This is a genomic window from Veillonella parvula (assembly GCF_032472435.1).
Taxonomy (GTDB): Bacteria; Bacillota; Negativicutes; order Veillonellales; family Veillonellaceae; genus Veillonella; species Veillonella parvula_N.
On record NZ_JAWEGM010000001.1, the window covers coordinates 160,304 to 183,096 of the forward strand.

15 protein-coding genes and 1 riboswitch are annotated in these 22,793 nt (G+C 35.8%); of the genes, 8 read left to right on the forward strand and 7 right to left on the reverse strand.

The window, feature by feature from the left end:
* Positions 1-14 precede the first annotated feature (14 nt).
* The 3 genes from brxL to E7A03_RS00730 all read left to right on the forward strand — a co-directional run bounded on the left by brxL (position 15) and on the right by E7A03_RS00730 (position 7,566).
* Positions 15-2,075 (forward strand): protease Lon-related BREX system protein BrxL, encoded by a 2,061-nt coding sequence (gene brxL, locus E7A03_RS00720; protein ID WP_195394667.1) that lies wholly within the window; start codon positions 15-17, stop codon positions 2,073-2,075.
* A gap of 277 nt (positions 2,076-2,352) precedes the next feature.
* Positions 2,353-6,240 (forward strand): AAA family ATPase, encoded by a 3,888-nt coding sequence (locus E7A03_RS00725; RefSeq protein ID WP_316066417.1) that lies wholly within the window; start codon positions 2,353-2,355, stop codon positions 6,238-6,240.
* Positions 6,241-6,306: 66 nt separating this feature from the next.
* Complete coding sequence (locus E7A03_RS00730; RefSeq protein WP_316066416.1) at positions 6,307-7,566, forward strand: hypothetical protein; 1,260 nt, start codon at positions 6,307-6,309, stop codon at positions 7,564-7,566.
* Positions 7,567-7,737: 171 nt separating this feature from the next.
* On the opposite strand, the gene E7A03_RS00735 is transcribed toward E7A03_RS00730, so the two are convergent.
* Positions 7,738-8,949: an L-lactate MFS transporter gene (locus E7A03_RS00735; protein WP_195394670.1), complete on the reverse strand. Its 1,212-nt coding sequence runs from the start codon at positions 8,947-8,949 to the stop codon at positions 7,738-7,740.
* An 89-nt stretch (positions 8,950-9,038) separates the two neighbouring features.
* Positions 9,039-9,126: riboswitch (ZMP/ZTP riboswitch) on the reverse strand.
* 307 nt (positions 9,127-9,433) lie between these two features.
* On the opposite strand from E7A03_RS00735, the gene E7A03_RS00740 reads away from it, so the two are divergent.
* A complete protein-coding gene (locus E7A03_RS00740; protein WP_287501529.1) occupies positions 9,434-10,030 on the forward strand; it encodes a hypothetical protein in 597 nt (198 codons plus the stop codon).
* Positions 10,031-10,677: 647 nt separating this feature from the next.
* Here the strand turns inward: E7A03_RS00740 and E7A03_RS00745 are convergent.
* A complete protein-coding gene (locus tag E7A03_RS00745; protein ID WP_316073570.1) occupies positions 10,678-11,337 on the reverse strand; it encodes an HAD family hydrolase in 660 nt (219 codons plus the stop codon).
* Positions 11,338-11,461: 124 nt separating this feature from the next.
* Between E7A03_RS00745 and E7A03_RS00750 the strand changes: the two genes are divergently transcribed.
* Positions 11,462-12,805, forward strand: a complete 1,344-nt coding sequence (locus E7A03_RS00750) for a hypothetical protein (RefSeq protein ID WP_316073571.1) — start codon at positions 11,462-11,464, stop codon at positions 12,803-12,805.
* 1 nt (position 12,806) lies between these two features.
* Positions 12,807-13,646 carry a hypothetical protein gene (locus E7A03_RS00755; protein ID WP_077708530.1) on the forward strand — a complete coding sequence of 280 codons (840 nt, stop codon included), beginning with the start codon at positions 12,807-12,809 and terminating at the stop codon, positions 13,644-13,646.
* A gap of 150 nt (positions 13,647-13,796) precedes the next feature.
* Here the strand turns inward: E7A03_RS00755 and E7A03_RS00760 are convergent, their stop codons facing one another.
* Together E7A03_RS00760 and E7A03_RS00765 are read right to left on the reverse strand one after the other, a co-directional pair.
* On the reverse strand, positions 13,797-15,104 hold the full coding sequence (locus E7A03_RS00760; protein ID WP_316073572.1) for an APC family permease: 1,308 nt from the start codon (positions 15,102-15,104) through the stop codon (positions 13,797-13,799).
* 15 nt (positions 15,105-15,119) lie between these two features.
* A complete protein-coding gene (locus E7A03_RS00765; RefSeq protein WP_302146447.1) occupies positions 15,120-15,860 on the reverse strand; it encodes a gamma-glutamyl-gamma-aminobutyrate hydrolase family protein in 741 nt (246 codons plus the stop codon).
* 221 nt (positions 15,861-16,081) lie between these two features.
* Between E7A03_RS00765 and E7A03_RS00770 the strand changes: the two genes are divergently transcribed.
* The gene (locus E7A03_RS00770) at positions 16,082-17,125 is read left to right on the forward strand and encodes an AEC family transporter (RefSeq protein ID WP_316073574.1); all 1,044 of its coding nucleotides are present in this window, start codon (positions 16,082-16,084) and stop codon (positions 17,123-17,125) included.
* 96 nt (positions 17,126-17,221) lie between these two features.
* Here E7A03_RS00770 and E7A03_RS00775 read toward each other — a convergent pair whose 3' ends face one another.
* The 3 genes from E7A03_RS00775 to E7A03_RS00785 form a co-directional block, all read right to left on the reverse strand.
* Positions 17,222-18,778 carry a putative polysaccharide biosynthesis protein gene (locus E7A03_RS00775; protein ID WP_021148291.1) on the reverse strand — a complete coding sequence of 519 codons (1,557 nt, stop codon included), beginning with the start codon at positions 18,776-18,778 and terminating at the stop codon, positions 17,222-17,224.
* 3 nt (positions 18,779-18,781) lie between these two features.
* On the reverse strand, positions 18,782-19,711 hold the full coding sequence (gene fba / locus E7A03_RS00780; RefSeq protein ID WP_195394676.1) for a class II fructose-1,6-bisphosphate aldolase: 930 nt from the start codon (positions 19,709-19,711) through the stop codon (positions 18,782-18,784).
* A gap of 251 nt (positions 19,712-19,962) precedes the next feature.
* On the reverse strand, positions 19,963-20,937 hold the full coding sequence (locus E7A03_RS00785) for an RluA family pseudouridine synthase (RefSeq protein ID WP_195394677.1): 975 nt from the start codon (positions 20,935-20,937) through the stop codon (positions 19,963-19,965).
* Between the two features lie 224 nt (positions 20,938-21,161).
* On the opposite strand from E7A03_RS00785, the gene E7A03_RS00790 reads away from it, so the two are divergent.
* Positions 21,162-22,757, forward strand: a complete 1,596-nt coding sequence (locus E7A03_RS00790) for a WG repeat-containing protein (RefSeq protein ID WP_316073575.1) — start codon at positions 21,162-21,164, stop codon at positions 22,755-22,757.
* The last annotated feature ends 36 nt before the right edge of the window (positions 22,758-22,793 follow it).

The window sequence follows — 22,793 nt, forward strand, 5'->3', positions numbered from 1 at the left end:
TTGGGAGGTAACTAGTGGATGATTGTAAAGTGATAACAAGTAACAATGATGAAATTAATCGTAAACTACGAGTTAACTTCGATGGAAAAATAGTTCGTAAAGATTTAACTAAATCGATAAAAGAAGGCGCCAATGTACCAGTATATGTGCTTGAGTTTTTATTAGGACAATATTGTAGCTCAGAAGATGAATCTATTATTGAAGAAGGGGTCAATAATGTTAAACGAATACTGGCTGATAACTATGTACGCCCTGATGAGGCTGAGAAAATAAAATCATTGCTTCGCCAAAGAGGTTCTTATACTGTAATTGATAGAATAACAGTGCACCTTAATATTAAAAAAGATACATACGAAGCTGAATTCTCAAATCTTGGAATTAAAGATGTTCCTATTTCAGAAATCTATCCTAGCAAGTTTGATAGACTCCTTTGTGGGGGGATTTGGTGTATTGTACAGCTTGAGTACATGTATAACGAAGAAGAAAAAAATATGTCTCCTATTTTCATTAGAAAGCTTACACCGATTCAGATGCCACATATTGATATTGGGGAGTTGAAAGAAGGCAGAAAAGAATTTACAAAAGAGGAATGGATGAAGATATTACTTCGATCTATTGGTATGGAAGCAGATGAATTAAATGAGCGAGAAAAATGGTTACTTATTGCGCGTATGCTACCACTTGTTGAAAATAATTTTAATCTTTGTGAGCTTGGCCCAAGAAGTACAGGTAAATCTCACTTATACAAAGAAATCTCTCCAAATAGTATTCTTGTATCAGGGGGGCAAACTACAGTAGCTAATCTTTTTTATAACATGAGTAGAAAAACCGTAGGTCTTGTGGGACTATGGGATTGTGTTGCTTTTGATGAAGTAGCAGGAATTAACTTTAAAGATAAAGATGGAATCCAAATTATGAAGGACTATATGGCTTCAGGATCGTTTGCTCGTGGGAAAGAGGAAAAAGCTGCATCGGCCTCTATGGTATTTGTTGGTAATATTAATCAAAGTGTAGACGTATTATTAAAGACATCAAGTCTATTTGACCCATTTCCTAACGAAATGGGGACTGATACTGCTTTTTTAGATCGCATGCACTGCTATATACCGGGCTGGGAAATACCCAAATTTAGGCCACATCATTTTACAAATAGTTATGGATTCATTACGGATTATCTCGCAGAATTTATTAGAGAGCTTCGAAAGGAGCAATACGGTGATGCCCTTGATAAATACTTCCGACTAGGAAAAAACTTGAATCAGAGAGATACTATTGCTGTTAGAAAAATGGTTGGTGGATTTCTAAAACTTTTGTATCCTAATGGAGAATTTACTAAAGAACAATTAGAAGAAGTATTGAAAATATCACTTGAAATGCGCCGACGTGTAAAAGAACAACTAAAGAAACTAGGCGGTATGGAATTTTATGATGTTAATTTTTCTTATATAGACAACGAAACTTTTGAAGAGAAATATGTATCTGTGCCAGAACAAGGTGGTAGTAAGCTCATTCCAGAAGGAATTTGTAATCCTGGTCAAGTCTATGCAATCGCACAAGGAAAGTCTGGAATGATTGGTGCATTTCGGCTTGAATCGCAAATGTTACCGGGGAATGGTAGGTTTGAGCGGACAGGATTAGGGAATGAGTCTAAATGTAAAGAAGCTACAAATACAGCTTTTAATTATTTAAAAGCTAATAGTATGCGTATTAGTGGTGCTATTAGTACTACACTTAAAAACTATATTGTAAACTATCAAGATCTACAAGGTATTGGAATGACTGAAAAACTCGCATTGCCAACTCTTGTTGCATTATGTTCTATTGCATTAGGCAAGCCCACTATAAGTAGCCTTGCTATACTTGGTGAAATAAGTATTGGGGGAACAATGATAAAAGTAGATGAGTTAGCAAACTCATTACAAGTATGTCTAGATAGTGGAGCAAAGAAAGTTTTACTACCAATGACTTCTGCACCAGACCTAGCAGCAGTTCCATCAGATTTAATTGGAAGTTTTAATATCATTTTCTATAGTAGTGCTGAAGATGCCGTATTTAAGGCATTAGGCGTAGACTAAGCATGTACGAAAAGTGATTAAACTCAAGAGTATTAAAATATGGGATTTATTTATTCCATAAATAGATAGTATATGATGATTGATTGTATCAGAATAGCTTATTGAAGTCCTATTAAATAGTCAATAATAAATAGAGATGATTACAGATGGATTAACCATAGTAATTATCTCTATTTTATTTTATATAAATTTTGACTTCATTTTATTTTCATTTATTATAGTAAAGACGTATAATATAAATATCATTATATATAGTTTTCCTGAAAGGGGATTTATTATGAGTGTTAGTTATGTAGGGGAATTATTTGGTAGAGAGAGTATATTAGATTCTTTATCAAACCGTCTTGAGATTGCCTTAAAAGGAAAAGGTTGTATTGATTTATTACATGGTGATGCTGGAATTGGTAAAAGTGCAATAATAAATAAGTTTGCTACCCTACATCCAGAAGTACAAACCTTGTATGTACAATGTTCTGCTTTGACTGATGCAGATGATTTGTATAAGCCTTGTTCGGATCTTTTGAATAGTATAGAGTCGATTAAATGGCAAGAACAATCTAAAGTGAAAAAGTTCTTTGGCTCTTTTAATATGGAAAAAGTTTTTGATGTAGGTGGTAAGATTCTGGGATTTATTCCTGGATTGGAATTACCGAGTGCAATTATTGACCTAGCTATCTCTGCCTATGCAGGGGATACAAATCCGGAGGTGTTAGCCGAGACCTATAAAAATGATAAAGTTAAGCTCTATTCAGATATTATATTGGGCCTTAGTATGGAGAAACCGTTAGTTGTAGTTTTTGATGATCTTCATTGGGCAGATCGAGGGACTATCAATGTGTTTAAACATATATTTCAAATTATGTTGGAGGCTCGACAAGGATTAAATAATAAAAAATTTAATTTGTTATTAATTGGTTCATTACGAGGTTCAGAAGCTAAGGCTGATTCACTTCATAATGGTATTAATGAAATGTTTAGCTTTATGGATCGTTACAATTTTGGCCGAACTCAAAAATTGATGATTCAACATGAGGTCCAAGAACTAGATGCTGCATCAGTTCAAGCTCTTATTACCTATAATTTTGATAATGATGAAAAACTTTCTGACGGATTGAAACGTTGGTTATGTGAGTCTAGTAATGGTAATCCGTTGTTATTGTCCAATCTTATAGATGTATTACGCGAAAATGGTGCAGTTGAAAGTACGTCCACTGGATGGATCGATTTTAATGAAGTTAGTTATGTATCTGATGGTCCTGTATTAAAAGGTAGACTGTTACGTCTTGAAAAGCAAGGAGCCTTTAGAAGTAAGTCTGTAGTCGCTCTTGAGGCATTGCGCAACTTAACAGATACAGAATTGAAGATTCTATATGTAGCCTCTATTTTTAAGGAATATTTTACTATTGAAAGCTTAGCTCATGTTTGTAAGATTATTGAATCAGATTTATACTGGCCAATTAATAGATTAATTAAAATGGGCTTTATTGTTGAACAAGGTGAAGTAGATAATGGATTAGAAGTCCAAAATCGCTACCAAATTAAATCTAAAGCCTTAATTGAAGCACTTCGAAATGATATGTCTGTTCATCAAATTACTTATTATGAGGATTCTTTAGGTGAGTATTATTCTTCTAAAATAAAAGATATTGACTATATGGAAGAGACTGTTGATAGCTTAGACTTATCTGATATAGTTGCTAAACCAGTTATCTCTGATAAGTATAGTAAGATTAATAAAGTTAGAGATTTCTATCATAAAATGGCTTCTTATCATTATATGAAAGGTAAAAACTCACTAAAGGCGATAGAACATGGTTTATTTGGTATTGAACGACTCGTAGAGCGATATAAAGAAACTAAAGAACAAACACCGTCACCTTTAGAGTTGGATGGGTTATATAAGACGATTGAGTCCCAGATTTCTTTATATGATACTCTTTTTGATAAGGTCATTGATGAATTAATTTTAGTTAAACATAACGATAATGAATTAATTCAACATCTCAAAATACGCGCATTAAAAATTTATGCTCAATTTTATGGCTGTTTTGGTCAATATTCTAAGGCTAGTCAATATTTAAATACGGCTCTTATGTTGACTACTTTTACTGAATCAGAGATAGATGATGCAGAGTTAATGTTAGCAGTTGCAGAGATTAATATTGATAGTGGGAATTTTACTAAAGCAGGACAGATAATAGGAAAGCTTTTAGACTATTTAGCGGAGTATGGAAATTCTTGGGAGCCATCACAATATGACGATATAATTGAAAATCTATTATTACTAATAAGTATTGATTCATCCTTACAGGCTAAATATATTTCTAAAGTGACTTCAGTTGCTATTGGACTGAAGTCTGAATGTATTATTGATGCACAGTTTGCAGAGCTTGAATTTTATTTGCGTCATAATGATCTTGAGAGAGCCAAAGAATTACTAATACAAATAGAAAGAACAAATTCAGATATAAACTGGGCTCATTATTTAGGCACTCAAATATGTACATTATATTTATATAATATTCCAAAAGATGTTGATGAACAGCTAGAGCTTTTAGCTGATGATTGGAATGCTCAATATAATTATAAAGTAAAAAAAGATTATCAATGGGGCTTAAATGTATGCAACTTATTTTTACCAATCTTGTTAAAGGAAATTAAAGCGTTGGATGAAGAATCGTTGTCTTCAACTATAGAGGCGACGTTGGCACTTTTATCTTGGCTTTACAGTTTATTAAGATTAAACCCAGATATTGCAATTAAAAAATATACGGATGATGAACATATTCAATCGGTTTATAAAGATCGCGTTCTAGAGTTACAATCACAAGCAATTAATATTCTAGACCTTAATAAGCATAATATTGATTTGCAGGCAATTTATAACTGGTTTTATAATCATATTAAAAGTGGACTATATATTGAAGAAAGAGACTCAATATTGCGATACTTTTTAACTAGCTGGCCTGAGTACATTGAGAGTAAACATATTGAATATTTATTTATAGAGTCTATGAATTCAACTGAAATAGTATCTAATATAAGTCGGTATGAAAATAATATAGCTGCGTGGCGTGACTATTATGAACTAAAACCAAGTGGTAGTTTAGCAGAGTTAGTTGTTAATTCATTAGAAGAAACAATTAAAGACTTAGGAAATAATCCGTTTGTAGTAAAATTGGTTGATGGAATATTATTAGAAATTAATGATTTTAAGCAACGTATAGATTGTAATAAATATATTAAATTAGCAGTAGCTATTTGTTTGGAATATAGTGAGTATCATGAGGCTAGAAATCTCTCAAAATATGCATCTAAATCATTATCTGATGAACTAACTCTCAAGATAGATGAATTAGAAAATAAAGAATCTGAAAAATGGCTAGATAAAAGTAAGATTGAATTATTTTCTTATGATGGAGAGGATCAATTTTCAAGATTTATTAATGCTGAAAAAATAATTAACCAAGCAGAGACACTTTTATCAGATTATGAATCTGATGAGGAAATAGAAGATTCTGACATTATCGAAGGATTAAAGTTATATGCATCTGCTTATAATTTAATGAAAAACAATGAATATGCAGAAACCAAAATAGATGATATATGTGAGTGTATTGCCAATTATATTGATAGACTTGAAGATGTTGACTTATCAGAACTCGTAGATATATTTGGGGAAGAATCTATTTATGAGATTCCAGAATTAAGTCAACTTGTATTGCAACTTAAATTCCAGTATGAAGCATTAAAAATTAATCAGACTCTAGGAGATACAAATAGGGTTGTTGAATGTCTAGTAAATATGATATCAACTATAGAGGAGGCCATTAATCCGGGTGAATCTGACGATGATGAGGATGATATTGTAAATGAAATGGAAGAGGGGCTTTCCTATAATGAAGTAGACAATGCACTAAAAGCATTAGACCTTTCAATTGAAGCTGTTTTATCTTTACATCAACAATTATTAGTTGAAAATACTATGTTAGATATTGCATTAGAGCAATATTTTGAATTCGATGCATTGAGTGGGTTTGATTTTGCTGATGAATATATCATTCCTAGTGTTAAATCGTCTGTAGAGCAAATTGTACAAAATGTTAATAATCCTATCTTGACTAATTATGTTAATAGTTTGTTAGCTGTTAAAAATCCATTTTAGTTATTTTAGTAACATTTATAGCCAAGGATATTAAACGATCTTTAGCTATTCATGGTAGAGGTTATAATGAATAATATATTTTCTTTTGCTACAGGCGAGTTATCTCAAGATGCTTTTATTTGTTGGTGTCTAAATTGGATTAATGAGCCAGATATTGTAGCTACACATAGATATCGTCAACTTGGTTTAGATTTACTAGCTAAGTTAATAGATAAGCCATCAAATTGTGATGTTGTGCTATCAAAGGTAGACATCAAATCAATAGATAAAGTAATCTTGGTGCAGCAGGTTTTAAATATTGATGTGTTAGCTATAATTCCTCAATACAAGTTAGCCATTATCATTGAAGACAAAACAAGCACTAGTGAACATGGTAATCAAATTAGCTTTTATAAAGATTCTTTAGAAGTTGTGTTTAAATGCCATAAACCTTGGAATGCCTATACTAAATTGGAAAAAGCTTTTAAGTTAGTAGATCTTAATATAGAGAATGCCGATTTAGCTAATTATCATATCCATACCGTATACTTCAAGACGGGTTATTACTTTGATTATGATTGGCAAGTAGCTCATAGTGAATCAGTATATAATTATCTAACTGGACCTATGTTTTGGGATATTCTAAAAAATTATGATGACTGTGAAAGTGATATTTTAAGAAGTTATTGTGAGCATTTAAAAAAGCAACTAGATTGGTATCAAATTGTATCTACAATAAATGGACAATATGATGATGGATGTCACTATATAAAATGGGAACGTGTCACACAGCATGGCTTATTACAGATTATATTTGATAATGAAAATATAGATGGTTCCTGGTTATGGAAGGATATGAGTATCTATCCGAATCCATATAGTACTGGTACAAATCAGGGCGGTAGTCCATGGACTAATCGCCGTTTTTGGACTCGAACAGAGTCAGATGCTATTTGGTCTGAGCCACCTAGAAGCTTTAATCCCAGGATATTTTGGCGGATAGATCATGATTCAAAAGGAGCGTATTTATCTTTACGATATTATAATAATGATTCTACTAATCAGGGAAAGATAATACGCAAAAGAATATATAGTCAACTTAATACTTTGATTAATGATACTGTCACTGATGAGTTAGATCGATTAAATATTACTTATGAAAACTGTGTCGCTCGTCCTCGGCATGGAAATTATTATGAAAACACGTTGATTCATATTGGCATTGATAGAGTATTAGATTCTTGGGATGATAATAATGGAGAACCTTTTATAGGTTTAGTTAGAGCTATTGATAATAAGCTTAAAGAGGTAGTTATATCTTTTGATTGGAAAACCTTTAGGTTATAAAGCAAAATAGGGAAAGAAATCCTTAGATTTCTTTCCCTGTTTAGATATGATATAATTTATACCCAAGTGAGGCATAAATGGTTTGGTCGCCAGACTTCGCTTCTAGAATTTAATGTTGAAGAAACGGTCTGACATCATGTCAGGCCGTTTCTTCATGTTTAAATGGAGTTATTAGTTGTGTAACTCTCGTTTTCCGTATAATTTCAGGACTATAGCAATAATTGTATTTAACACAAATAGAGCGGCAAAACATTCTAAAGCAGTAGTATAGCCATATCCTGCTTCGTGAAAGTATGATACGAGCATAGGACCAACGATGCCCGCTAATCCCCAAGCAGTTAGAATACGGCCATGAATAGTAGAAAGTTGACGTATACCGTAGAGATCCGCAAGATATGCTGGCATACAGGCGAATCCGCCGCCATAGCAGGTGATAATGAGAAGGATTAAAATTTGGAATGTTAGCGCGCTATTGGTTTGGGCGAGTAGATAGAATGCGACGATTTCTATAATAAAGAATAGTATGTAAGTTTGTGCTCGTCCAAGGTAATCGGAAATAGTAGACCATGCAATACGCCCCCCGCCATTGAAGATACCGATGATACCAACTAGCGATGCAGCTGCTGCAGGTGTCATACCAATGGCTTCCTGCGCCATAGGGGACGCTAAGGATAGAAGACCTATACCACAGGTAATATTAATAAAGAAAGTCCACCAAAGGGCCCTGAATTGCCAAGTTTTCATAGCATCATTAGCTAGCATGCCATGGTTATGAACGTACATAGTGGATTTATCTTTCGTAGTTCGCGGTGGTTGTTTCGGTTGAGGTGCTTTCAAATAGAGCGAAGAGGCGCCCATAATTACGAGATAGATTACACCGAGGATAATGAAAGTATCCACCAATCCAACCTGAGCTACAAGGTATTGCATAAGAGGCCCTGCAATGAGAGAAGCAAAGCCAAAACCCATAATAGCTAAACCAGTAGCAAATCCTGGGCGATTTGGAAAGTATTTCACGAGTGTAGAAACTGGTGTTATATAACCAATGCCTAGTCCAATGCCACCGATGATGCCGTAGAAGAGATAGAGTAAGGTAAGCTTGTGTATGCTAAGTGCGTAGGCCGTACCCAATAATCCGGTTACCCAGAATAACATAGCGAGAAGTCCACTTTTCTTAGGACCAATTTTTTCTGCAAAGGATCCAAGAAAGCCCGCAGATAGTCCGAGCATTAAAATGGCTAATGAGAATGTCCATGTTGTTTGCGATAAAGTAAAACCCATATCTGCCATAATAGGACGTGTGAGTACACTCCATGCATATACGCTACCAATGGATATGTGCAAACCAATGGCTGCTAATGCAATAAACCAACGATTTCTCATAAGAAAACTCCTTTCATATAGGTGAGATATTCAGATATAGATAAAGAAGCATTTGTTACGAGAAGGCGATAAAAAAGACCATCTGAACAAAAGCTTGCCCAGACGGTCGGCTATCACACGATGTGTGCTACTGTGCATGTAGTTAATTCTACGTATCCGTCAGCCCAGTAGGAATATATTACAAATATAGCAATTGAAAGGACATCTTGTCGGTGATATAAGTCACTATCGTATGCACTATGAGGATTTATAAAAGAAAACAAGGAAAGAAATCCTTAGATTCCTTTCCTTATTTAAATATGATATAATTTATATCAAAGCGAGGCATAAATGGTTTCGACGCCAGACTTCGCTTCTAAAGTAAATATTTGAAGAAACGGTCTGACTTCTAAGTCGGGCCTTTTTCGTTTTGTAATTACTATCATAAAAACGAATTAACTATGTTACAATACAATTAATATTAGTGTTTAGTGGGGAGATATTTATGAAACGTTGTATTATATTACTAAGTTTAGGCTTGTGTCTAGCTGGACCGATGCTTTCACACGCTAACGATATTAGACCTCTAATACATGTTACGAATGTACATAATGGTCAATATGATGAGGGTTTAGATGCTATTACAGAAACCAAGTTTTTTGGGCCGTATCAGTTCCGTGTATTGAAGGACTCTGTGGAGACTAAGGGGGAAACTAAAGATATAGATGGGAGAGCCTTTAGAACCTCTGATGGTGTCTTCATGCATGTGAAGGCTAGAACTATTGATAATACAATTGCGACCTTAGATAATGAGATTGAAAAAATTGTTAAAGATAGAACGGTTCCTGAACCTACTGCAAAGATGGTATTACCTATTAAGTATGATGTAACAGAGGTCGATAATGATGGTGTGCGTAGTTTACTAGCCGAATTTATGTATGGCTGGCCATTACATAATAGGACGGATATGGTATTAGTTACTGATTATGAAGATACTCGTTACTATTATAAGTTGCAGTTTTATAGAGACAAGCTACCAAATGGTGTTCGCATTGAGCAGTTGCGCCAGATGATTATGGATGCGCGGTTTAGTTATAAATAAGGTGTATTTGATCAGACGCCCATATTTGTTTATCCTAATGTATTTAGTCAGTCTGTAATATTTAGCTGAACGGGTATAGTAAAAGTAAATTAAAAAGAGGTTCCTATGAGTCAACTTGTGACCATTAGGAACCTCTTTTATTGTGCAAGAGTTTATATAGTTTTCAAACTATTATAATATGCTTTTACCTAAAGGAAATATAGTTTTACCGAATACTTTGTTAACAAGTACAGCACCAGAACCATAGAAGCCCAAGAGGGATATGAATAATTCAGACCATGCTGCCATTTCTTAGTCAACACTGTATCTATTGAATTAATGACATATTTATGTGAAAGTACTATTTCATAAATGTAACATATATCATATTTTTAAGGCAATAGATTTGGAATAGGAGCTATGCGTAAAATGTATAATGTGAAAAATGAAATAAAATTGAGCAAATAAAAGAAAAACCGTACAAAATAAGAATTCTAAGATTTTAATTCCCGATTTTGTACGATTTTAAATTATAAATCTCTTATTTATATGAATTTGCTATAGATTATTGACAAGAATTTAGAATATGTCAATGACTATACTCAATATATGAGTAGTATCTTGAATATGGCTAATCCTATCATAAGGTCCATGAGTAGGTGTATATATTATTTATTCAAGGTTTCAACAATGCTTAGAATATCTTCTGCTTTACGAGCAATATGTGTTACGCCTAGTTCTTGATGGAGCGATTCCTCTCTAAAGCCCCATGTAACACCAATGCAAAGTAGGCCGGAGTTTTCTGCAGTAGCTACGTCAACTTCAGAGTCACCTACATAAATAGACTCTTCTGGGGTAGAGTTTAAATCCTTCAAGGCTTGTAATACCATGTCTGGTGCTGGTTTACGTTGTAATCCTGGTCTTTCACCGATGGCAACAGGTAAGCGATCGCCAAAGTACTCTTTATTGAGTGGTGTTACACCTTCTTGGATTTTGTTAGATACGATAGCTAATTTATAACCTTGTTCACGCAATACATCAAGCATATCTAGGATGCCTGGGTAAGGAGCCGTTGTGTCTTTTAAATGCTCACCATAGTAAGCTTTGAATTCCTCAATGTATGGCTCTAATTCGTTATCTGCTACAGAACTTGGTAAACATTGACGCATCAAATAGGTTACTGCATTACCCAGAGCTGCCTTTATCTCTGCTAGAGATTTTTCAGGGAAGTTATGTGTACGTAGAACATGATTTACGGCGTTGGCTAAATCTGTAGCTGTATTGAGCAATGTGCCGTCGCAATCAAAAACGATGGTAGTATATTTCATAGGGACCTCCAAATGTAATTATTAACTATTCTATTATATGACAGGCGGAGAAAATTTTCATAAAAAATTGGACTATGTTACAATTAACGTACTATAGTTGGGAATTTTAAAATTGGAGAGATAAATGATTCGTAAAACAATAGTATTTTCAGTATATATCAGCTTAATTACTGGTTTAGTAGGGGCTGTTGATGTTAATATTCCCGGTGCGGATAATAGAATTTCTGCAAATGCTTATGAAAGTTATATACATCATGATTCCTTAATTAGAAATATACAAGAGGAAGCCTTGAGAGACTTTCAAAAGAGTAAACAGTATGATAAAACTAAGCAGCTATATAGAGATAATGGCCTATCTGAAAAAGAGGCTGAAACAGTCATTCGAGAAAGCTATGTAGGTCCCCTTAATCTGTATGAGGGGCAAACAGAGGTTATTGATCATAGTGGAAAAGGGATTCGTTTCCTTGTACCTTATATGAGTTATTATAAAGTGCAGAAACATAATATAACTGATAAATATATAGGGTATGAACTTTTCTCTCATAATATGACAACAGGCTTAATAGTTGAAAATAAGCAGAATTGGCAAAGTTCTGATTATATGGGAAAGCCATTTAATTCGATCACGGAAGAGGATTTACGTAAAGATTATAAACGACCTACAAACATAAAAGAGTTTGAATCGATTTCTTATAAACCAGAAGATATTCACGGAGCGAGTTTTTCTTATGCTGGTTTAATGGATAGCTATTGGGATTCTTTGTATGCCGAAATTAAGAAAAATAATAAAGCTCAATTTTACTCTAATTTAAACTTTGCTTTTGATAATGATTCGACTATTCGATATCATGTAGGTATAACTGAAGCTAAGCGGGATATGGGGCAGGTAATTAGTCCCATACTGGTTAATTATGTGTTACCATCTATTAAACCTTTAACAGATAGCAATGTATATTCTCATACAACAAAAATAGACGGTGAAAATTTTATTTATCGTATTCTTAATGATGCAAAAGTTAGTGCTACTTTAGCAGATTTTAAAAGTGGTTTATTTTATAAAAGTCCTTCTGGTATAACACAAACTATCTTTATAGATTCCATAGCTAAGGAGCGTGGAACTGATTCTATTGCGCTAGCTAGCTTTATGGATGAGGTGATTATGAATGCAGTCCAATCGCCTGAAGACTTTGTCCATTTCTCTAAACGCATTGTATGGAATGATGGTGTACCAGGTATTTTAGTGGAACAAGAGAAAGCTAATAAAGAGGGTATAATGGTATTTTATATTCAGGACGGAACGACAGCTTTAACTAGTATATTGAGTTATAATAGAAATATGTCTTATACTAAAGAACAACTTCGTAATATGATAACTGATGTTAAGTTAGTTACTATTCCTGAGAAATTCAAGGGCAATGTTGATCTTGCTAATATTGAAGATATAGTTAAAAAACATTTGGAGAAGTAGAATGACTGAAATACAAGCTCTTTTATTGATAAAATCTATTCTTGAATCCGCAGATATTCACGGTATTGAACATATGTTAAGTGAAGATTGTGAGTATCTGTCTACAGGCCGTGGCATCATTGGACGAAACCGCAATGAAACTGTTGAGTTTTTGTCCTCTATGACTGAGTCCATCAAGGCTGATAATGTACCTGTTACTTGCAAGGTCATGCATATTACTGATGTGTATGAGGAGGATGCGTTATTTCACGAGGGGCGTCATGGTTTAACCGTTTCCTATGAAAGTAACGATAATTACGTGTACATGATTTTTGTAGACGTAAATGATGAAGGACTTGTAGATCGTATCGTTTCAAGCCAAGAAAATTATAGTATCGAGTATGATGATCTTCGTTTTGGCACTGATGAAAGCGAATATGCCTTTATTTCTGCGCCTACTACTGTGAAAGACTGGACTACAGCCCTTAGTATATGGCTTGAAACCGCGAATGTTGATGTAGACGATTTCTATCAATATATCGATGAAGACACACGCGTTGTATTCCAAAAAGGCGATGCTGAATCTATAACCCTTGAAAGCGGCCTAGATGTAGAGGATTACTTTGATCAATTAATGAACCAACACTTTGATGCGGTGCCTCATATCATTCGCGATGAAGAAGATGGTCTTATTTTAACCTATGGGCCTATGAGTACCATTGCAACCCTCAATGAAGAAGGCGCATTAGCCCTTATTAGTATCTATATCGATACACGTGACGAAGACGAAGCTACCGATGAAGTTGGTTATATCGAAGAGGACTTAACGAAGGACACTATTATTGAAGAGGATCTATATTAGTCGATACGACTCTTTTGATAGAGCTAATTTAATTACGATTAATAGATAAAATAAAAACTACCAGTTAAACATATATCTTTTAAACAGACCTTCTACTATGAAAGGATAAGTCACTAGATATTGTGAATAACTGGTAGTTTTTTGTATTATTTACATTTCGTCATGGTCTTTAATGAGACCAGCTTTTTTCTTTTTCCAGTAGGAGTAGTAGAATGGCAAGATTACGATACAGCCGCCTAGACCCCATAATAATTGGTTAGTTTGAGCCTGGGCAAGCATCCATAGGGATGTGCCGATAGCGATGACTGGGATTAAGTAGCCACCAGGGATTGTGTAGGAACGTGCTTTGTCTGCCCATTTACGACGGAAGATAATAACAGCCAAACAAGTTGGTAGGTATTGTGTAAAACGAGATACCGCACTGATGGCTGCTAGTGTTGTAAAGGAACCAGACCAGGCAAGTAATACACTGGCAATGGCAGTAACGATGGCTGCTACATATGGTGCATTGTAACGATTGCGTTTTGCTAAAGCACTTGGTAGCATACCATCTTCCGCCATGGATGTTGCCACACGAGGCGCATAGTAAGCTTCAGCAAAGTTGATACCGCCCATAGAGATTAAGGTGCCTATTAATACGATATACATGCCAATAGGACCAACGATCACATTGAATGCATCTTGTACTGGAGCCTTAGTATTTGCTAAATCTGTACCAAGTACACCAATGGATACGGCAAGGATTGCCATATATAGAACCGATACAAGAAGCATACACATGATAATAGCACGTGGTAAATTCTTTTTAGGATTTTTCATATCTTCTGCAGCAATGGCAATAACTTCAAACCCTGTATAGGCAAAGAATAGAAGAACCGCAGCTTGTGCAAAAGAACCGTCCACATAGGTATCCTGTGGAAATACAGGCGTAAAGTTAGCGCCATTAATAAAGAAGATACCAACTGCAATAAATAGGCCAAGAGGAACCAATTTAGAGATAGTAATTAAGTTATTAACGAATTTTGATACGTTAACACCAAATATATTCACAATGGTAAGGCCTACAATTAAGATAAATGAAATGACATCCTTTGCAAAATCACCACTTAAAGCTGGTATTGCAGCACCTAATGCGGTAGCAAAACCAACGGCCATAGCCGCCCATGCAATAACGGTTACGATCCATTTTAGAACGCCCACTTCAAATGCCCAGAAGTCACCTAATGCATGTTTTGCATATAGATAAGGACCGCCATTACGTGTGAATAGGCTAGCTGCCTCTGCAAAGCAAAGGGCGATACAACCTGCGATAACGGCGTCAAATAAGAGTACACCTAAACTAGCTGAACCAATTATGGAATATGCTTTATTAGGTAATAGAAAAATACCTGTCCCTACAATACCATTGATGCCAAGGAGTACAATACTCCAAAAGCCAAATTTTCCTGTTTCTTTCATGATACAATCTTCCTACTATTTAGTTACATTTTCTTGAGTTGCTTTTACGAATGCAGTAAATAAACGCTTTGCATTTTCGTCATTTGTAGACATCATTTCCGGGTGGAACTGACAGGCGACTAACCAAGGATAGGATGGATCCTCTAAACCTTCTACGGTACCATCCTTAGCTCTTGCTACAACCTGTAATCCTTTACCGACATTTTTAACTGTTTGGTGATGATGGGAGTTCGTAATCCAAGTATTGCAACCTATAGCACTAGCTAGTTTTGATTTGGAATCAATTTCTACCGTATGGGTGCCAAGAGAAGGTGTTTGATTCTGAGAGTGTTTTATTGTACAGTTTTGATCATATTTTAAGTCTTGGAATAAAGAACCACCACGATATACATTTAAGATTTGTAAGCCACGACAGATACAAAAGATGGGAATTTGTTTTTCTTCTGCTGCTTTGATTAAAGCAAAGTCGAATTGATCGCGCTCCGGAAATACATCACCAAGACCTTGCAAAGGTTCTTCTCCATAGTGGAGCGGGTATACATCATGGCCACCGGATAATAGTAAGCCGTCAAGCTTTGCTACCGTTTCGCGAGCTACATCAAGATTTTGGGTAAATGGAATTATAACAGGAATGCCGCCAGTTTCCTCAATAGAACGAGGATAGTCTTGGTTTACGTAAGAACGCAATAAATCTACGTAAGGACCACCATTATCTCGTAAGATATTGCCAGATATGCCAATAAATGGTTTCGTCATAATATCACCTCATATGTGTAAAAATCTGTACAACCTGATGTTAGTGTATCAGATTTTTATGGATAAAAACACTACTAATAGATATAATTATAAGCCTTATAATTGAGAAAATATGTTAAAGTTGATACATTTTACTATATTTTCTTTCAAGATATAGTTGTATAAGTTTATTGCGAAACATGATATGATAAACTACGAATGAACTGTACGGGAGGTTTACTATGGTTTTTCTAACATCTTTGCAAAGTATCATACCTATTGTGCTACTTATTTTGTTAGGATATATATTAAAAGGACGGGGCATGTTTAACCCCACCTTTAGTGGTAATTTATCGCGATTTATCATGTCGGTTGCATTACCAGCGGGAGTATTTGTATCTGTATTACATCACCTACATACTTCAGATATATGGAATTTACGATATGGCATGTTAGTAGTTGTCCTAACATATGTTATTGCATATATCGTAGCGTTCATTATGATGAAAATGTTGAAAGTTCCTAAAGGACGACGTGGTATTTTCATCAATATGGTAGTAAATGATAACTGCTTGTTTATTGGGTTACCAGTGCAAATTGCACTCTTTGGGCAAGAGGCGCTGCCGTATTTTCTGTTATATTACATCGGTAACACTATTTCCGTATGGATGGTAGGGGTATTCCTTATAGAACTAGATCCGCTGCCAAATTCTGAAGTAGATTTTAATAATGGCTCCTATAAGATTGATAGTATAAATAATAGTTCAGAATCTACTGAAGGTAAAAGCAAGAAACCTAAATTTGATTGGAAGAAGTTATTACCACCACCATTGATAGGTTTTTTTGTGGCCTTAATCTTCTTGTTTTTTGAAATTCCTTTACTTCCAATTTTGCATACTACCTTGAATTACTTAGGTGATATGGTAACCCCATTATCCTTGATTTATATAGGTATTGTACTTCATGATGCGGGCTTAAAAAGCATGCGTTTAAATAAAGACTCCATCGGTGGGATTGTAGGACGATTTGTCATTTCCCCGATTATCATGTTCTGTTTGATTATGGCTTTACAATATGGAGCAGGCATAGTTCTAGAACCAATTGCAATCATTACCTTTGTTGTACAATCAGCAGGACCTGTCATTGCAGTATTGCCAATTGTAGCTAATGAATCAAAAGCTGATTTGCCATTTGCTACAGGTCTAGTTATGATTAGTACCATATTATTTGTTGTAGTAATTCCAATCATAATGGAAATTTTAACAATGATAGGTATACAAGCTTAAAATAAGAAAAAGATTAAAATAAGTAAATAAAAAATAGGTTCCTAATGGTCATATAGGTGACTATTAGGAACCTATTTTTATGTAAGTATATACAGCTTATCTAAAGAATCTACCAACGAGTGGCATGCTAGCACCATCGTTTTTATTAAGGCCTTTTAAAAGAACCATGATAATTACGTATAGTAGTAATCCTTCAATACCTGTGAGTATAAAGTTAGCCCACATTGGTAGGATGTCTATTAAGTAATGGTAACTCATGAAAATAAGTATACCCATAACACCGGCACTGACCACGTTTTTCCAAAGCAGGGAAATATCAAGGAAGTAGCCTGTGTATTTTTTGATATAAATCAAGTTAAGTAATGCGGCAAAGCCTATGTCAGCAACGGTTGCCCAAGCGGCACCGCCGATGCCAAGCCAAGGAATAGCAGTCAGTGTCCAGTTAAGGATGACCTTGATTATGAGGGAAATCCCCATATTTATGACTGGAATACGTGGTCTGTTGAGACCTTGTAGAATACCTGTTGTTACTTGATGTACACCTAGGAAGAATATAGAGAATGCCGTGATTTGCGTTGCTAGTTCTGCCTTAGGCGCATTGTAAATCAGTGTAACAGTTGGGGCAGCAAGTACATATAATAGCACTGTAAATGGTACGGTTGCCATAAATGTTAGTCGCATAGAGCCAGCAGTGCGATCATATATACCTTGATGATCGCGTTTTGCAAAGGCATGAGAGATAGCTGGTACAATGCTTGTCGCAAGGGCTGCGGTAATGATGGTAGCCAAGTTGATGAGCGGTACCGCCATCCCAGTAAGGTAACCGAAGAGTTCTGTTACTTCGTTCATTGGGAACCCAGCATCTAATAAGCGACGTGGTACGATAAGTAAGTCGAGATTCGCCGTCAACGGTAACATGATACTTGCTAAGGAAATTGGAATGGACAAGGTTAAGAGTCGTGACAAAATTTCTTTAGCTGATTCACGAGGCCCATCGTAGCTTTCACCAGTACTACTTGCCTTAGGTAATTTATAGTAGTAGTACAAGAGCACTAGGAAGGCACCAAAGGCACCTACGCCAGCACCTAAGCTAGCTCCACCTGCCGCGGCCGGTAAGCCGTAAGGTAATAAAATAGCAGCAGCACCAAGCATAACGATAACCCGTAGCAATTGTTCTACAATTTGGCTAATCGCTGTAGGCGTCATCATTTCATAGCCTTGGATATACCCGCGGAAACAGGAAATCCATGTTACAAAGAATACTGCCGGAGCGAGCGCGATGATAGAGTAGTAGGCACGGCTTTCAGCAATGAGACCACTAGAGATTAACCAATCTGCACCAAAGTACATGGCAAGACTGGCGATAAAACCTGTTATAGTCAACATTGTAAAAGAAATATTGAATACTCTCTTAGCGCCACCAAAGTCGTGTAAGGCTAATCGTTCTGCCGTCAAAATAGAGATGGCAATCGGCACACCTGCGCTCGAAATTTGTAATAGTAACAAATAGATAGGAAAGGCCATCTGGTAGATACCGATGCCTTCACCACCCAAGATGCGAGATAGAAGAATCCAGTTGATACTACCGATGGCTTTTACTACGAAACCGGCAATGGTTAAAATTAAGGTTCCTTTTAAAAATCCACTAGCCATTGATTATAGTTTGTTGGAAGAACCCAATACATTTTTAATTTTGTGAGCTACCATGCCTTTAATAGCATCACGAGCAGGTCCTAAGTATTTACGAGGGTCAAATTCGGATGGGTTTTGAGCCAAGTATTCACGTACAGATGCGGTCATAGCAAGACGAAGGTCTGTATCGATGTTGATTTTGCAAACCGCCATTTGAGCTGCTTTGCGAAGCATTTCTTCAGGAACTCCTTGAGCACCAGGAATGTTGCCACCGAATTCATTACATTTTGCTACGAATTCAGGCAATACGGAGGATGCCCCATGCAATACGATAGGGAAGTTAGGCAATAATTCGCCAACTTTTTTCAAACGATTGAAGTCGAGGTAAGGGTCGCCTTTGAATTTGTAAGCACCATGGCTAGTGCCAATAGCGATTGCTAAGGAGTCTACGCCAGTTAGGTGTACGAATTCAGCAGCTTGTTCTGGGTCTGTAAAGCGAGCATCTGCATCGGATACGTTTACATCATCTTCAACACCAGCCAAACGGCCTAATTCTGCTTCTACTACAACGCCATGAGCGTGAGCATATTCAACAACTTGTTTAGTGATTTTTACGTTTTCATCGAAATCATAGTGAGATGCGTCGATCATAACGGATGTGAAGCCACCATCTACACAGTCTTTACAGATTTCAAAGGAATCGCCGTGATCAAGGTGAAGAGCGATTGGTAAGTTGCTGTCTTCAAGAGCTGCTTCTACGAGTTTAACAAGGTAAATATGTTTAGCATATTTACGAGCACCTGCAGATACTTGCAAGATAAGAGGGGATTGTTCCTCTTTCGCTGCATCTACGATACCTTGTACGATTTCCATGTTGTTTACATTGAAAGCGCCAACAGCATAGCCGCCTTCATAGGCTTTTTTGAACATTTCTGTAGTAGTAACTAATGGCATGTTGTCCTCCTTGGCTCTAGAGCCTGTCATATCATGTTATTAATACTGTGACTGCTAGTATTTCTAGCGCATATGAGCTAGATAAAAAAACTAGTGTTATTGCAATCATATATCAATTCAAGTTAAGTATATCAAGAAACACTATAAAGGGCCAATATTTTTTGTATAACTTATGCATAAATTTCGTCTTGTTTTGTGACCCATGTGGGTTATTTCTGTGTAGGAGCATTTATTTAGGGTATTATATCAGCTCAATCGTTTAGCAATACGTTCATATCTTCTGGCATTTCTGCATGCAGTTCGAGCCATTCATTTGTTATGGGATGATAAAAGCTTATGCGCGATGCATGCAGTGCTTGACGTTGAATAGATTCTAGATGACCACCGTATAAGTCATCACCAGCTAGTGGATACCCTAGTTGAGATAAATGAACTCGAATCTGATGGGTGCGTCCTGTGTGCAATAAGCACCGTACATGGGTAAACTGATTATAAGATGTAAGCGAGCTGTCAGTTGAACATACATTACTATTATTATTCATCGTAATTACATCATCAGAATTAATCTTACCACTACTGATTTTGCTTGTATTTTTACTAATAATAGTTATATCCGTGCGAGCCGGCTTTCCTTGGACTGTACAACAGCGCTCAATGATACTGCCTGGTTTACGACCTATAGGCCAGTTAATGCTTATACGCATAGAAGGGAGATGCCCTTCTACAATGGCGTCGTAGATTTTGTAAAAATGGGTGTGTTTTTTATCAAAAGCATGTTGGACCACCGATGTTTTAGCAATGATGACAATACCTGAGGTATCCTTATCTAATCGGTGTACAGGATGGAAATCATAATGCTGATTTGTTTCTTGGTAGTAATGAAGTACACCATTTGCCAGCGTATGATCTCGGACGATAGAAGTAGGGTGCATAAGAATACCAGCCGCTTTATTAATGACTAAAATATATTCGTCCTCATATATGATATCTAAACTCATAGGGCTTAGGCTAAACTCTTGCTCTGGAGTTAACTTCATAACGAGATGATCGCCACCGTGAATGAGCGTATTCCAGGTAGCAAATTTACCATTAACTGTTATGATGCCTTCATTTCGTAAACGGCGTCTCATGCGCTGGGAGATATGCTGTTGTTTTATAATATGATTTATAGATTGTGTGTGTACATCAGAATCTACAATTAAGTCGATTATTGTTGCTGTTTTCATACGTATTATTATAGCAAATAAAATAAAAATGAAGAATTTTTCATAATTCGTTGTATTTGTGAAGGTCGATATAGTATAATTTGAATTGCTGAATTTTATACATTATTTATGTGTGAACTTTTTACTATAATACTGTGTGTTTAGTTCTAACAGTATATTTTATGAACTATATATGTATGTTAATGACTGTATGGTTATAGCTTATTCTATAAAAGGAGAGGTTTATGAATATTAACAAGAAATCTTTATTAGTTGCATGTGTGTTAGCGGCTATGTCTACAACAACTTTCGCGGCATCTACTACAACATCTACTAGTAGTACAACGGTAACAAACCACGATACACCAACATCGACTAGTACACGTGTAACCCGTGAGCAACATACAACAACTACATCAACTTCTACTGTGCGCACAGAAAGCTCTAGCTCCACTAAAAGCACTAAAGCTAGTGTAGGCGTAATGACTCCTCAAAAACTTGAAGAACGTAGTGCACTTTCTGGTTATATCGCGGCTGATGTATCAAGTGCATTAAACCCTTATCGTGATGCACCAAAATCTTTGAAATCTGGTAAAGGTACTACTTTCAAAAATGATGAAGTTCTTGAGCATGGTGTATTAGCATCTATGAAACAAGGAGGTAAATGGGGTATTATTCGTCCAGATGGTACTGTTGCTATTGAACCTAAGTACAAAGAAATTAAAGATGTTGATTATAAAACAGGCAATGTCTTAGCTCAAGTAGATAAGAAAACAGAAACTTGGGTTACACCTAAGGGTGTGGAAATCTCTGAAGAGGAAGCTTTAAAAGAACGTGTTAAACAAGAAGCAACTCAAGAGTATCCAAGCGATTCCTATGTAGAGTTTAAAGAAAAAGGAAAATACGGCTTTAAGACTACTGACGACAAAGTAGTGATTGCTCCACAATTCCGTCAAATTGTGACTGGTTTTAGCGAAGACCGTGCTTTTGTTAAGAATGCTAAAGGTAAAATCGTAGCTATTGATGGTACTGGTAAAGAATTATTTAATGCTCCTTCTAAAGAGGTATATGCATTCCGCAATGGTCTTGCTGAATATCGTCGCTCCGTAAGTGGGTTTAACTTAGGTGGTCTTGTAGGTGGCTTCATCGTGGGCGGTATCCTTGGAGGTGCACTTTTAGGTGGTCAACATTATCACGTAGGTGGTTTTGCCTATGATGGTGCAAAACGTGGCTATATTGATCGTTCTGGTAATATTGTAATCGATAGCAAAAAAGATAAAGTATGGCCTATCACAGCTTATGGTACAGTAATCAAAGATGCTGGTAACTTATACTTTGTGAACCGTAAAGGTGAAGTTGTTATTCAACCAGGCGATTACGATGCAGGTGAAATGGATAAATTAAATGGTCTATTAGCATTAAGAGACAATAAGACTGAGAAATGGGGCATTTTCGATGTATCAACAGGTAAGCAAGTGGTATCTTTTAAATATGATTCTATTTCCTTTGCAGGGACTGATCGTTTAGTAGTTGTGAAAGATCATGTTAAAAACCTTATCGATATGAATAGTGGTAAATCCTTGTACTCTGCTCAAACAGAAGCAACTATTGAACCGTTCAACAACGATACTGTAACATGGGTTCATACTGGTAAAGAGGGCTATACAATCATAGATAATAATGGTCATATTTTATTTAGAGATACCAACAAACTTATTGAAGATGCTAAGTCCTTTAATCATGGTTTTAGTTCTGTTAAGTCTAAAGGCAAATGGGGAATTATGAACTCCAAAGGCGAATGGCTTATACAACCTACATATGATGCGGTAAACGTTTTATAATATAATTGGTTGTAGAATTCTTTTGAATTTGTATTG

Coding starts and splice junctions, on each gene's coding strand:
- E7A03_RS00725 (WP_316066417.1), top strand. CDS start 2,353: ATGAGTGTTAGTTATGTAGGGGAATTATTTGGTAGAGAGAGTATATTA.
- E7A03_RS00730 (WP_316066416.1), top strand. CDS start 6,307: ATGAATAATATATTTTCTTTTGCTACAGGCGAGTTATCTCAAGATGCT.
- E7A03_RS00735 (WP_195394670.1), bottom strand. CDS start 8,949: ATGAGAAATCGTTGGTTTATTGCATTAGCAGCCATTGGTTTGCACATA.
- E7A03_RS00740 (WP_287501529.1), top strand. CDS start 9,434: ATGAAACGTTGTATTATATTACTAAGTTTAGGCTTGTGTCTAGCTGGA.
- E7A03_RS00745 (WP_316073570.1), bottom strand. CDS start 11,337: ATGAAATATACTACCATCGTTTTTGATTGCGACGGCACATTGCTCAAT.
- E7A03_RS00750 (WP_316073571.1), top strand. CDS start 11,462: ATGATTCGTAAAACAATAGTATTTTCAGTATATATCAGCTTAATTACT.
- E7A03_RS00755 (WP_077708530.1), top strand. CDS start 12,807: ATGACTGAAATACAAGCTCTTTTATTGATAAAATCTATTCTTGAATCC.
- E7A03_RS00760 (WP_316073572.1), bottom strand. CDS start 15,104: ATGAAAGAAACAGGAAAATTTGGCTTTTGGAGTATTGTACTCCTTGGC.
- E7A03_RS00765 (WP_302146447.1), bottom strand. CDS start 15,860: ATGACGAAACCATTTATTGGCATATCTGGCAATATCTTACGAGATAAT.
- E7A03_RS00770 (WP_316073574.1), top strand. CDS start 16,082: ATGGTTTTTCTAACATCTTTGCAAAGTATCATACCTATTGTGCTACTT.
- E7A03_RS00775 (WP_021148291.1), bottom strand. CDS start 18,778: ATGGCTAGTGGATTTTTAAAAGGAACCTTAATTTTAACCATTGCCGGT.
- fba (WP_195394676.1), bottom strand. CDS start 19,711: ATGCCATTAGTTACTACTACAGAAATGTTCAAAAAAGCCTATGAAGGC.
- E7A03_RS00785 (WP_195394677.1), bottom strand. CDS start 20,937: ATGAAAACAGCAACAATAATCGACTTAATTGTAGATTCTGATGTACAC.
- E7A03_RS00790 (WP_316073575.1), top strand. CDS start 21,162: ATGAATATTAACAAGAAATCTTTATTAGTTGCATGTGTGTTAGCGGCT.